General features: G+C 61.9%; 10 protein-coding genes. 7 read left to right on the top strand and 3 right to left on the bottom strand.

Annotated elements, in window-relative coordinates; all coding sequences use genetic code 11:
• A partial coding sequence (locus RUW20_RS11380; protein WP_313952329.1) for a DUF6920 family protein occupies positions 1-776 on the top strand: 776 nt, incomplete at its 5' end.
• A gap of 29 nt (positions 777-805) precedes the next feature.
• On the opposite strand, the gene RUW20_RS11375 is transcribed toward RUW20_RS11380, so the two are convergent.
• Both RUW20_RS11375 and icd read right to left on the bottom strand, forming a co-directional pair.
• Complete coding sequence (locus RUW20_RS11375; RefSeq protein WP_313952328.1) at positions 806-2,005, bottom strand: CaiB/BaiF CoA-transferase family protein; 1,200 nt, start codon at positions 2,003-2,005, stop codon at positions 806-808.
• 92 nt (positions 2,006-2,097) lie between these two features.
• The gene (icd, locus tag RUW20_RS11370; protein WP_313952327.1) at positions 2,098-3,327 is read right to left on the bottom strand and encodes an NADP-dependent isocitrate dehydrogenase; all 1,230 of its coding nucleotides are present in this window, start codon (positions 3,325-3,327) and stop codon (positions 2,098-2,100) included.
• Positions 3,328-3,646: 319 nt separating this feature from the next.
• Between icd and aceK the strand changes: the two genes are divergently transcribed.
• Complete coding sequence (gene aceK, locus RUW20_RS11365) at positions 3,647-5,398, top strand: bifunctional isocitrate dehydrogenase kinase/phosphatase (protein ID WP_313952326.1); 1,752 nt, start codon at positions 3,647-3,649, stop codon at positions 5,396-5,398.
• Between the two features lie 44 nt (positions 5,399-5,442).
• Here aceK and hyi read toward each other — a convergent pair whose 3' ends face one another.
• Positions 5,443-6,243 carry a hydroxypyruvate isomerase gene (gene hyi / locus RUW20_RS11360; RefSeq protein ID WP_313952325.1) on the bottom strand — a complete coding sequence of 267 codons (801 nt, stop codon included), beginning with the start codon at positions 6,241-6,243 and terminating at the stop codon, positions 5,443-5,445.
• Positions 6,244-6,292: 49 nt separating this feature from the next.
• On the opposite strand from hyi, the gene RUW20_RS11355 reads away from it, so the two are divergent.
• From RUW20_RS11355 to RUW20_RS11335, 5 genes are all read left to right on the top strand, one after another.
• Entirely contained in the window at positions 6,293-6,853 is a 561-nt protein-coding gene (locus tag RUW20_RS11355) for a cob(I)yrinic acid a,c-diamide adenosyltransferase (RefSeq protein WP_313952324.1), read from the top strand.
• Between the two features lie 35 nt (positions 6,854-6,888).
• On the top strand, positions 6,889-7,446 hold the full coding sequence (locus RUW20_RS11350; RefSeq protein ID WP_313952323.1) for a hypothetical protein: 558 nt from the start codon (positions 6,889-6,891) through the stop codon (positions 7,444-7,446).
• A 98-nt stretch (positions 7,447-7,544) separates the two neighbouring features.
• Entirely contained in the window at positions 7,545-9,224 is a 1,680-nt protein-coding gene (locus RUW20_RS11345; RefSeq protein ID WP_313952322.1) for a tetratricopeptide repeat-containing serine protease family protein, read from the top strand.
• A gap of 865 nt (positions 9,225-10,089) precedes the next feature.
• Positions 10,090-11,565: a SulP family inorganic anion transporter gene (locus RUW20_RS11340; RefSeq protein ID WP_313952321.1), complete on the top strand. Its 1,476-nt coding sequence runs from the start codon at positions 10,090-10,092 to the stop codon at positions 11,563-11,565.
• A gap of 13 nt (positions 11,566-11,578) precedes the next feature.
• Complete coding sequence (locus tag RUW20_RS11335) at positions 11,579-12,448, top strand: universal stress protein (protein ID WP_313952320.1); 870 nt, start codon at positions 11,579-11,581, stop codon at positions 12,446-12,448.
• Positions 12,449-12,640 lie beyond the last annotated feature (192 nt).

Here is a 12,640-nt window from a genome sequence, read left to right as displayed (position 1 = left end):
GCTGGTGGCTGGCGACACGGGCGCTGCGCACGGCCCTGGAGGCGGCGCGGCTAACAGTCGGGCCGGCATGCTTTGACAGGCGGGAACTGACGGGCTTGCCCGATCCGGTGCAGCGCTACTTTCGGCGCGTGCTGACCGCCGGTCAGCCGATGGTTCGAGCACTCACGGTCGAGCATTCGGGCACCTTCAACATGGGCAAGGGTGGCGACAACTGGAAGCCCTTCACCTCGGGACAGCGCGTTTACACGCACCGGCCAGGTTTTCTCTGGAACGCTCGTGTGACGCTCATGCCGGGGGTCGCGGTGCATGTGCACGATGCCTATGTGGCCGGCGAAGGAACCGTTCATCCGGCGCTGGTGGGGCTGTTTCCACTCGGCAGGGTGCACGGCAAGGGTGCCATCGCCGAGGCCGAGTTGATGCGTTTCCTGGCCGAAGCCGTCTGCTACCCGACCGCCCTGTTACCCAGTCAGGGGGTGGCATGGCAGGCGGTTGACGCGCATTCGGCGCTGGCCACGCTGACCGACGATGGCCTGAGTGTGAGCTTGCTGTTCTGCTTCGACGAGGCGGGACTGGTCGAGTCGGTGCGTGCCGAAGCGCGTGCCCATGTGCTGGGTGGCAAGCTGCTTGTCTTGCCGTGGGAAGGTTTGTGGTGCGACTATGAGCAGCATCAGGGCATGTGGGTGCCGATGCGTGGCGACGTGCGCTGGTTGCTTCCACAGGGGCCGAAGCCTTATTGGCGAGGGCGCGTCGGACGACTCGACTACGAGTTTGAGTAAGTTGACGCGGCGCTCGCCGGCCAGCAGCGTCAGACGGTGCCGGCCTCGCGCAAGGCGCTGATTGCGGCTGGCGAGTAACCGAGGCGTTGCAGCGTTTCGTCGGTGTGTTCGCCGAGCGTGGGACCCAGCCACTGTGTGCTGCCCGGCGTCGCCGAGAGTTTCGGGACGATGCCCGGGATGCGGATCGACTTGCCGTCGGGCAGGGTTGCCGATTCGATCATCTGCCTGGCGAGATACTGCGGGTCGGCGAACATGTCGGCGGCCGAGTACACGCGCGAAGCCGGCACTTCGGCGGCGGCCAACATGCGCAGCACCTCGGTTTCGTCGTGTGTCGCCGTCCACCCATCGATAGCCGTGTACAGCTCGTCGCGGCGCGTATCGCGACCGGCGTTGTCCGCCAGCTGCGGGTCGTTGGCCAGATCGTCGCGGCCGATGGCCAGCATCAACCGCCTGAAGATGGCGTCGCCATTGGCGCCGATGGTCACGTGCTTGCCATCTTTGGTCGAATGCGTGTTGGACGGGGTGATGCCGGGCATGATGTTGCCGGTGCGTTCGCGGACGAAACCGAAAACATCGAATTCGGGGACCAGCGACTCCATCATCGCGAACACCGCCTCGTACAGCGCGACGTCGACCACCTGCCCCTGGCCGCCATGCTGTTCCTTGTGACGCAGCGCCATCAGCGTGCCAATCACGCCCCACAGTGCGGCAATCGAATCGCCGATCGAAATGCCGGTCTTGACCGGCGGCCGGTCGGGAAAGCCGGTGACGTAGCGCAGTCCGCCCATCGATTCGCCGATCGCGCCGAAACCCGGCTGTTGCGCCAGCGGGCCGCTCTGGCCAAAACCGGAGAGACGCAGCATCACCAGACCGGGATTGATTGCCGACAGCGTCTCCCAGCCCAGGCCGAGTTTTTCGAGTACGCCGGGGCGGAAATTCTCGATCACGATGTCGGCTTCGGCCACCAGCTGGTGAACGATTTCGCGCCCGGCCGGATGCTTGAGATTGATCGTCACCGATTTCTTGTTGCGCGACTGCACGTACCACCACAGCGACGTGCCCTGGTAGAGCTTGCGCCATTTGCGCAAGGGGTCGCCACCATCGGGCGATTCGATCTTGATCACCTCGGCGCCGAACTCGGCCATGATGCGTGCGGCAAAAGGTCCGGCGATCAGGCTGCCCAGCTCGATCACCCGCAGGCCGGCCAGGGGCTTGGTCGATGTCGTCATGAGAATGAAGAGCTCCTTGTGCGGTTTGTCGATCCACCAACAACAAAGCCCCCTTGCGGGGGCCTTGTCAGTGCAACAGGCGCAGCAATGGACTACATGCGCTCGATCATCGCGTCACCGAAAGCGGAGCACGACACTTCGGTGGCGCCGTCCATCAAGCGGGCAAAGTCGTAGGTCACGACCTTGTCGCCAATCGCTGCTTCCATCGACTTGATGATCAGGTCGGCGGCTTCGAGCCAGCCCAGATGACGAAGCATCATTTCGGCCGAGAGGATCAACGAACCCGGGTTGACCTTGTCCAGCCCGGCATACTTCGGCGCCGTGCCGTGCGTTGCTTCGAAGCAGGCGTAGAGGTCGGAGATGTTGGCGCCCGGGGCGATGCCGATACCGCCGACCTGTGCTGCCAGCGCGTCGGAGATGTAATCGCCGTTGAGGTTGGTGGTACAGATCACGTCGTATTCTGCCGGGCGCAGCAGGATCTGCTGCAGGAAGGCGTCGGCGATCGAGTCCTTGATGATGATGCCCTGGGGCAGCTTGAGCCATGGCCCACCGTCGAGCTCGACGCCACCGAATTCGCTCTTGGCCAGGTCGTACGCCCAGTCACGGAACGAGCCTTCGGTGAACTTCATGATGTTGCCCTTGTGCACGATGGTCACCGACCTGCGGTTGTTGGCGATCGCGTACTTGATGGCGGCACGTACCAGCCGCTCGGTGCCTTCCCGGGAAATCGGCTTGATGCCGATACCCGAGGTCTCCGGGAAACGGATTTTCGTGACGCCCATTTCTTCCTGCAGAAACTTGATCACTTTCTTGGCGCTGTCGGAGCCGGACAAGAATTCGACACCGGCGTAGATGTCCTCGGTGTTTTCGCGGAAGATCACCATCTCGGTCTTCGTCGGATCCTTGAGCGGCGAGGGAACGCCACGGAAGTAGTGGATCGGGCGAACGCACTGGTACAGATCGAGTTCCTGGCGCAGGGCAACGTTCAGCGAGCGGATGCCGCCGCCGACCGGGGTGGTCATCGGGCCCTTGATCGAAACCGAGTATTCCTTGAGTGCGTCGAGCGTCTCTGCCGACAACCAGACGTCAGAACCGTACATCTGGGTCGACTTCTCGCCGGCGTAGACTTCCATCCAGGCGATCTTCTTCTTGCCGCCGTAGGCCTTGGCAACGGCCGCATCGACGACCTTGATCATCACTGGCGTAATGTCGATACCAATCCCGTCACCTTCAATGAACGGGATGATGGGATTATCCGGGATAGCTTGCCCCGGAATGATTTTCTGGCCGCCTTGTGGGACTTTGATCAGACTTGCGCTCATGCCAACTCCATAATGTGTGGTGTGGTTGCATCCGGCTCGGTCCTCTTGCATCGGTGCTCTTTCGTGCCAAGCAGGGCGAGGAAGCCGCAGATCGGACGATGCTGCGTACGTGGGCACTGAGGATCTGTCGTGAGCAGATTCTCCTGCGGTACCGCTCGCGATTATGGCGGAAAAACGACTGATTTGCCAGCCTATTGTGGCTTGGGACGTCGTTTTGACGGTATCGTGTTCCGTCGCCTGCGTCGCGGGCGGCGCTTGATGCGAGGCAACACCCCCCGATGCTACAATCAATTCACGTCTGACCATCCGACCACGCCCCATGGATATCTCCACCGTTGAAAATGTGCTCGCCCAGCGTATCGCCGAGGCGATGATCGATGGTTTCGACCGCCACTATTGGCTGATCCGCCGCTACGGTCGGGAAGCGAAGGCGCTGTTTGAAGGCGCCGACTGGAAGGGCGTGCATGTCGCCGTGCGCGAGCGCATCCGTTCCTACGACGACCGGGTGGTCGAGACCGCCGAGTTGCTGTCTACCGATTTCGGTGCTGCGTCGATCGACGATGCGACCTGGCAGCAGGTCAAGCTGCTGTACATCGGGCATCTGATCAACCACAAGCAGCCCGAGCTCGCCGAGACCTTCTTCAACTCGGTGTGCTCGAAGATCCTGCACCGGACCTATTTCAACAACGACTACATCTTCGCTCGGCCGGCGGTGTCCACCGAGTATATCCAGGCCTTCCCGCCGACTTACCGGAGCTACTATCCGGTGCAGCACGGCCTGCGCGCCACGATCAAACAGGTCATCCGGGACTTCGGCTGGCAGCGCCCGTTCGAGGATCTCGACCGGGATGTGGACTTCGTCATGCGCACCGCCGAGAAGCGCCTGGGCGAGTGGCCTGCGGCGGAGGCCAACGCGCAGATCAGGGTTCTCCACTCGGCGTTCTACCGCAACAAGGGGGCCTACATCTTTGGCAAGGTGATCAACGGCCATCATGAGTTTCCGTTCGCGATTCCGGTGCTGCATTCGCCCGACGGCAAGCTGGTGCTGGACACGGTCCTGCTCGACCGCTGGCTGATCAGCGTCCTGTTCTCCCTGTCGCGCGCCTATTTCATGGTCGATATGGAAGTGCCCTCGGGCTACGTCCATTTCCTGCATGGCATCATGCCGAACAAGCCCCAGTCGGAGCTGTACACCATGCTGGGCCTTGGCAAACAGGGCAAGACACTGTTCTTTCGCGACCTCAAGCAGCACCTTCGTCATTCCGAAGACCAGTTCATCATCGCCCCCGGAATTGCCGGTCTGGTGATGCTGGTGTTCACGCTGCCGTCCTATCCCTACGTTTTCAAGATGATCAAGGACGTCTTCGGCGCTTCCAAAGAAATGGACCACGACACGGTCAAACGGAAGTACCTGCTGGTCAAGCAGGTGGACCGGGTCGGCCGGATGGCAGACACCCTCGAGTTTTCGCACGTGGCGCTACCGAAGAAGCGTTTTTCTGCCGAACTGCTCGAGGCGCTGCGCAGTCTGGCGCCGTCGCTGATCGAAGACGACGGCGACGATCTGGTGATCAAGCACGTCTATATCGAGCGTCGCCTGACGCCGCTGAACATCTATCTCGACACGGCGGCGCCGGAGCAGATCGACCACGCCGTGCACGAGTACGGCAGCGCCATCCGCGAACTGGCCTGCGCCAACATCTTCCCCGGCGACATGCTGTGGAAAAACTTCGGCGTCACCCGCTACAACCGTGTCGTGTTCTATGACTACGACGAAATCGAATACATGACCGATACCAAGTTCCGGGTCATTCCGGAAGCTCCGTACCCGGAGATGGAGATGTCGAGCGAGCCCTGGTACTCGGTCGGCCGGCACGATGTCTTCCCGGAGGAATTCGCCAGTTTTCTGCTTGGCTCACCGAAGGTGCGCTCGGCTTTCCTCAAGTATCACCGCGACCTGCTCAACGTCCAGTTCTGGCAGACGGCACAGGAGAAAATCCGCGCCGGTCATGTCGAGGATTTCTTCCCCTATCCCGAAGAATTGCGTTTCTGCAAGACGTTCGCTGCCACTTGAGCGCCTGGCGGCTTCCCGGGTGCGGGTGAACGGGGAAGCTGGCGCTATGCGCCCAGCCAGTCTTTCGCCCAGGCCAGGCCGCTGTCCGTATCCGGCAGCAAGGGCCGGTACTCGCAGCCGATCCAGCCGGCATAGCCCAGCCGCTCCAGCAGCGCGAGCAGGAAGGGGTAGTTGATTTCACCACTGCCCGGCTCGTGCCGCCCCGGGTTATCGGCCAGCTGAAAATGCGCGATGCGGCCGATGTTGGCCGTGATCGTCCGCGCCAGATCGCCTTCCATGACCTGCGCGTGGTAGATGTCGTACTGCAGCCAGAGGTTCGCTTCCGCCAGGTCGGCGATCAGGGCGATCGCTTTCGCCGGTGTATCCAGCCAGAAGCCGGGGATGTCGACCCGACTGTTGATCGGCTCGACCAGCAGGCGGATGCCGTACGTTGCCAAGCGCCTGGCAGCATGGCGCAGGTTGGCCTCGAAGGTCGCCTGGATCGCCTTCTGCGGAACCCCGTCAGGCGGTACACCAGCCAGGCAGTTGAGTTGCGCGCAGCCGAGCTGGCGCGCGTAATCGATCGCCAGCTCGACGCTCTGGCGGAACTCGATCTCGCGTCCCGGCAGGCAGGCGATGCCGCGTTCGCCACCCTCCCAGTCGCCGGCCGGCAGGTTATGCAGCACCTGCAGCAGCTGGTGTTCGCGCAGCAGCCGAGCCAACTCCGCGGGGTCGTAATCGTACGGCGACATGTACTCGACGCCGCGAAAACCGGCGCGCGCGGCGCGCGCGAAACGCTCCACAAACGGGGCGTCGGTGAACAGGAAACTGAGGTTGGCGCTCAGCTTGAGCGATCGGGCGGTCACGAATTCTCCTTCGGCTATAATCGGCCTTATTTTGATCAGGAAAGCCAGCATGGGCAATCGTCTCTCGAAAATCGTCACCCGTACCGGCGATGCCGGCACCACCGGCCTTGGCGACGGCACACGAGTGGCCAAGGACAGCCTGCGCATCGAGACGATGGGGCAGGTGGACGAGCTCAATTCGGTGATCGGCCTGTTGCTGACCGAAGAGATGCCGGACGATATCCGGCAGGCACTGACCGGCATTCAGCACGATCTCTTCGATCTCGGCGGCGAACTGTGCATTCCGGGAATGGACGTGATCAACGCAGTCCAGATTACCCGGCTCGAAGCTCTGGTCGAGCAGTTCAATGACGATCTCTCGCCGCTCAAGGATTTCATTCTGCCGGGTGGCAGCCGCGCCGCTGCGTTCGCGCATCTGGCGCGTACCGTCTGCCGCCGTGCCGAGCGCCAAATCGTGCATCTGGCGGCCACCGAGAAGGTTTCCGAGTTTGCGCGCAAGTATCTCAACCGACTCTCGGACCTGATGTTCGTGCTCGGTCGTGTGCTGAACAAGGCCGCGGGTTGCGGCGACGTGCTGTGGCAGCAAGGCAAGAATCGCGGCGGCGACTGAACGCGGGGAATCACTTTCTTTGACGGGAGTTCGCTATGGCGATCGGCATTACGGTCATTACTACTGCCAACTGTGTGCGGCGCTTCTTGCAGACCGACGAGGCGGCTATCGAGCAGACCATCGCGGGCCTCAAGCGCAGCAGCCAGATGTTCACCGGCAAGCCGCTGATTGTCGGCTCGGCGGCGCAGACCGAGGTCTTCGCGCGGGCGTCGATCGCCTGCGTTGAGTTCGAAGCGGCCAGAGATCTCAGCGCCTACGTGGCGAGTCCGCTCAATCTGGAACTATCGGAGCTGACACCCGAGCAGCTCGCCCAACCTGTTGCTGGCGAGGTCGAAGGGGAGCACTTTCGCGTCCGGATCGATTTTTGCTTTGCCGGTGGACACGTCCTGCATACCCTGGCCGAAGGCATTCGCCAGCCAGCACTCGCCGAGCGCCTGATGAATCTGACCAGCTTCCTCGAACGCCCGGTGATGAACTACCGATCGGCCCAAGGGGGCGTCGGCTTGATGAATCCGGCGGCCATTACGCGTTTCGTGATTACCCCGGGCGCCACCGACCTGCCGCGCGACGCCTGGTTGGCTGAAGTGGCGTAGGACTGAGTGACGGGTGGGGCAGTGGACCTGTACCGGGGAGGCGCGAGAGGCTTCTTGGGACCACCCACGGCGAGGTGCTTGGTGGGGCGGGTGTTGGGATGTTAGGGCTGATCTCGTACCGCGTTCTTAGGACTGACCCCGTTCCGCGTTCAAGCGAGATGTCAATTCAGTGCCGAAGTGCCAATACCAAGTTCTGGTTATCTCTTGCGATCGCGATCTTCATGGTAGGTTGCGGCGAAAGCGTGCAATCTCCACCGACCGTGCAGGAAGCAGCGAAGTCATCACCAGAGCAGGAGCTTTCCGCACTGACCAAGAGGGCGGAGGCCGGGGATATGGATGCACAAAACAAGCTTGCCGTGATGTACGCCAAAGGTGAAGGTGTCTCAAAGGACGCAGTTAGGGCCGTTGAGTGGTTTCGGAAAGCAGCAGCGCAGGGCGATGTGAAGGCGCAGTTCAATCTTGGCTGGGCGTACGCCAAAGGTGAAGGTGTCTCAAAGGACGCAGTCAAGGCCGTCGAGTGGTTTCAGAAAGCAGCAGCACAGGGCTTGGCTTGGGCGCAGAACGATCTTGCCGTGATGTACGCCAAAGGTGAAGGTGTCTCAAAGGACGCAGTTAGGGCCGTTGAGTGGTTTCGGAAAGCAGCAGCGCAGGGCGATGTGAAGGCGCAGTTCAATCTTGGCTGGGCGTACGCCAAAGGTGAAGGTGTCTCAAAGGACGCAGTCGAGGCCGTTGAGTGGTTTCGGAAAGCAGCAGCGTGGGGCGATGAGAAAGCGCAGTTCAATCTTGGCTGGGCGTACGCCAAAGGTGAGGGTGTCCCAGAGAACTCAGTCAAGGCCGTTGAGTGGTTTCAGAAAGCAGCAGCGCAGGGCCATTCTGAGGCGCAGGTAATTCTTGGCGTGGCGTACGCCGCAGGTGAAGGTGTCTCAACAGATTTCGTTCTAGCGTATGCATGGGAAAATATTGCAGCCGCCTCTGGTCACGGCAGAGCAGTGAAGATTCGAGGCGGTTTAGAAAGCAAGCTATCCTCAGCCGACAAAGCCGAAGGCCAACGCCTCTCATCCAACTGGAAAAAGGGGCAGATTCTTGCCCGCGAAGGACAGCGATCCGGTGCCGCTTCTGTGCCATCAGAAAGCACCGACGCACTAAGCAAGAAAGCAACCGGCACTCTTTTCGTAGTGAGCAAATCTGGTGACGCCGTTACCAACGAACACGTATCGGGTAATTGCACAGAGCTTCGTATCCAAGGCCGTGAAGGACTTGCAAAACTCGTCACCGATGACAAGGTCAATGACCTCGCTCTGGTGCGGATTCAAGGGGTAGTAACAGACACTGCCACGTTGAGTGCGGAACCCGGCAAGCTTAGGCAAGGGGAAGAGATTGTCGCCTTTGGCTTCCCCCTCAACGCACTTCTTTCATCCGGCGGCAACCTTACGCCGGGTGTGGTCAGCGCTTTGACCGGGCTTGGCAATAACACCAACCAGATTCAGATTACCGCGCCAATACAACCGGGTTCGAGCGGTAGTCCCGTTCTCAACAAAAAGGGGGAAGTCGTCGGTGTTGTTTCGATGAAACTCGACGATGCAAAGATGGCAAAGGCTACGGGCCAGATCGGGCAAAACGTCAATTTTGCAGTTAGCGGGCAAACGCTGAAAACTTTCCTCGATACACACAAGGTCAGTTACACCAATGGCAGCGGATTCTTCTCGATGGAGAAAAGCACAGCCGATCTTGCGGAGGAGGCGCGAAGATGGACGCTGGTAGTGGAATGCTGGCGATAGCCATGGCCAGCCCACTTTGACAACTTACCTCTGCTCATGCCGAGACGCTGACCGCCCGTGTGGTCGGCGTAGCGCGCGGCGACACGGTCACCGTTCTTGATGGCGGCCGCCAACAGCACAAGATTCGCCTCACCGCACAGACGGGGTCACGTTTAGCATTACAACAATTACAGTCAGCGTTTCTCGGTAAGCGTTCTACCGTCCCGCCTTGCTGACGGAGGTGGCCAAGCGTGAGCATAGTGTCCACGATACTTCTTGGTGGACACATGAACAGACGGGGTCACGTCTAACATTGCAACACTTGCAAGCAGCGTTTCTCGGCGGCCATTACGCGTTTCGTGACTATGCCGGGCGCCACCGACCTCCCGCGTGAACTGGCGTAGGACGGCGTGAAGGGCTGCGCGGTGTGTCAGGGCGGCTGGAGAGGTATCCTCCCGCCCGTGACGGCGTGGTGGGAGCGAGACTGTTGGGATGCTGCTCGCCGCCGCTGATCGAGAGCCTAGGCTCTGATGGTACTCGGGTATCCGCCGGTGCTCGGTCGCCAGCGCTGGTTTCGATACGTTCGCTGAGCGTCGTTTGCTGCATTGCAGCAAATCAGATAGAATCGCCACCCCCGCAAGGACTCTGCACGACGACACTTGAGATTGTGCCTGGCTTTTGCGCGTGCAAGCCACGTCCTCGCCGCGCGTCAGCGCTACTTTCCCGTCGGTCGCGCCTGGCTTCATGCTCCGTTCGCTGCGTCTGCCGACCCCGCACTGCCGGGTTTTGCCCGCGCTTGCGCTGTTCGGGGAGAGCGGCTCGCCTTCGCGCTGCCCGCCAACTGCCGACGCCATCACTGGCGCCGACAAGAAGAAAAAGGAACCTAGTGAAATCCTTACGCCAGGACTGGCTTGCCAATGTCCGCAACGATCTGCTGGCTGGCCTGGTGGTCGCGCTGGCACTGATCCCCGAAGCGATTGCCTTTTCGATCATCGCCGGGGTAGACCCCCGGGTCGGGCTGTACGCCTCGTTCTGTATCGCCACGGTGATGGCCTTTGCCGGCGGTCGTCCAGGGATGATTTCCGCCGCCACCGGCGCCATGGCGCTGCTGATGGTGACGCTGGTCAAGGAGCACGGCCTGCAATACCTGCTCGCCGCCACGATCCTCACCGGCGTGCTGCAGATCGTCGCCGGCTGGCTCAAGCTCGGCGGGCTGATGCGTTTTGTTTCGCGCTCGGTGATCACCGGTTTTGTCAACGCGCTGGCGATCCTGATCTTCATGGCGCAAGTACCGGAACTGGTCGGTGTCAGCTGGGTGGTGTACGCGATGGTGGCGGGCGGTCTGGCGATCATCTACCTCTTTCCGTACATCAGCAAAGCAGTCCCGTCACCGCTGGTGGCGATCGTCGTGCTGACGGCGCTGGCGCTGGGCTTGGGCCTGGATATCCGCACCGTCGGCGACATGGGGCAGTTGCCCGACAGCCTGCCGCTATTCCTGCTGCCAGAGGTGCCGCTCGATCTCGAAACCTTGCGGATCATTTTCCCGGTGTCGGCGACCCTGGCGGTGGTCGGTCTGCTCGAGTCGATGATGACCGCGTCGATCGTCGACGAACTCACCGACTCGCCGAGCGACAAGAACCGCGAATGCGTGGGGCAGGGTCTGGCCAATATCTGCTGCGGCTTCCTCGGCGGCATGGCCGGCTGCGCGATGATTGGCCAATCGGTGATCAACGTGAAATCCGGTGGACGCGGCCGGCTTTCTACCCTCGCGGCTGGCGTGTTCCTGCTGCTGATGGTGGTCTTCGTCGGTGACTGGGTGGCACGCATTCCCATGGCCGCCCTGGTGGCGGTCATGATCATGGTCTCGATCGGCACCTTCAACTGGGCGTCGGTGCGCGACCTGCGCGAGCATCCGAAGAGTTCCAGCGTGGTCATGCTGGCGACGGTGGTGGTGGTGGTCGCCACGCATGACCTGGCCAAGGGCGTGCTGGTCGGCGTGCTGCTGTCCGGCTTCTTTTTCGCCCACAAGGTCGGCAGGATTCTGCACATCGGCTCGATGTCCGAGGACGAAGGACGCGTGCGCACCTACCAGGTGACCGGGCAGGTGTTCTTTGCGTCGGCCGAGCGCTTTGTCAACGCCTTCGACTTCAGGGAAGTGATCGAGAAAGTTCGCATCGACGTCAGCCGGGCCCACTTCTGGGACATCACCGCGGTCAGCGCCCTCGACAAGGTGGTCGTCAAATTCCGCCGCGAAGCGACCGAAGTCGAAGTGATTGGCCTCAACGAAGCCAGCGGCACGATGGTCGACCGTTTCGCGGTGCATGACAAACCGGATGCCGTCGAACAGCTGATGGGTCACTGAGAGGAGAGCGGGAATGAACAGCAGCACGCATAAGCGAGTGATGGCCTGCGTCGATCGATCGCACTTTTCAGAGCACGTGGCCGACTACGCCGCCTGGGCGGCGCGCCGGATCGGTGCGCCGCTGGAGTTCCTGCACGTCATCGATCACCACCCGGAGATCGGCTCGGGCGAAGACCACAGTGGCGCGATCGGCGTCGATGCGCAGGAGAAACTGCTCAGCCAGCTTTCCAGCGAGGATGAAAGGCGTACCAAGGCCGCTCGCGAGCAAGGCCGCATCTTCCTCAATCGCCTGCGCGAGCGCGCCATCGCTGCCGGCACCAACGCCGTCGACGTCCGCCAGCGCCACGGCGAGTTGGCCGAAACGCTGGCCGAACAGGAAGGCGGTGTCGGCCTGATCGTTCTCGGTCGCCGTGGCGAAACCGCCGAGAACAGCCGACGCGACATCGGCCGCAACGTCGAAACCGTCGTCCGTGCGCTGCACAAGCCGATCCTCACCGTCACCGACGACTTCAGGGAGCCGCAGCGCGTGATGATCGCGTTTGACGGCGGCATCGTCACCCGGCGCGGCGTCGAGATGGTTGCCGCCAGCCCGCTGTTCCGCGGCCTGCCGGTGCACCTGCTGATGTCCGGCAAGGAAAGCCAGGAGGCCTGCAGGCAACTGGCATGGGCTACCGCCACCCTGGCCGCGGCGGGCTTTGTCGCGCCGGCCTCGCTGATCCCCGGCGACGCGGAAAGCGTCATCGCCAGGACGGTTCGTGAGCAGTCGATCGATCTGTTGATCATGGGCGCGTATTCGCATTCACCGCTGCGTAGCCTGTTCTTCGGCAGCAAGACCACGGATCTGCTACGTTCGGCGACCATTCCGACCCTGTTGCTGCGCTGACCCCCCCGGGAGCGCGCGGCGAAATCGCACCGGCACATTTCCGGAAGCGTGAGCCGCAGCCGGTAGGGTCCGCCTTGCGCAAAAAAATATCGCGCGGCGGGAGCGGAATGAGGTGTGTAGCCTTCAGGCTTGCCCCTTGGTGATCCCGTCCGTGTGACTGCGTTCGTGTGCTTGTGCCGAGTGCCGGCAGGC

The organism is Accumulibacter sp. (genome assembly GCF_032229525.1).
In the GTDB taxonomy this organism is placed as follows: Bacteria; Pseudomonadota; Gammaproteobacteria; order Burkholderiales; family Rhodocyclaceae; genus Accumulibacter.
This window is presented reverse-complemented; position numbering and strand designations above follow the sequence as displayed.

Excerpts from the sequence above, each read along its gene's own strand:
- RUW20_RS11355 (WP_313952324.1), top strand. The coding sequence starts at position 6,293 with ATGGGCAATCGTCTCTCGAAAATCGTCACCCGTACCGGCGATGCCGGC.
- RUW20_RS11375 (WP_313952328.1), bottom strand. The coding sequence starts at position 2,005 with ATGACGACATCGACCAAGCCCCTGGCCGGCCTGCGGGTGATCGAGCTG.
- icd (WP_313952327.1), bottom strand. The coding sequence starts at position 3,327 with ATGAGCGCAAGTCTGATCAAAGTCCCACAAGGCGGCCAGAAAATCATT.
- RUW20_RS11345 (WP_313952322.1), top strand. The coding sequence starts at position 7,545 with ATGTTAGGGCTGATCTCGTACCGCGTTCTTAGGACTGACCCCGTTCCG.
- RUW20_RS11335 (WP_313952320.1), top strand. The coding sequence starts at position 11,579 with ATGAACAGCAGCACGCATAAGCGAGTGATGGCCTGCGTCGATCGATCG.
- RUW20_RS11350 (WP_313952323.1), top strand. The coding sequence starts at position 6,889 with ATGGCGATCGGCATTACGGTCATTACTACTGCCAACTGTGTGCGGCGC.
- aceK (WP_313952326.1), top strand. The coding sequence starts at position 3,647 with ATGGATATCTCCACCGTTGAAAATGTGCTCGCCCAGCGTATCGCCGAG.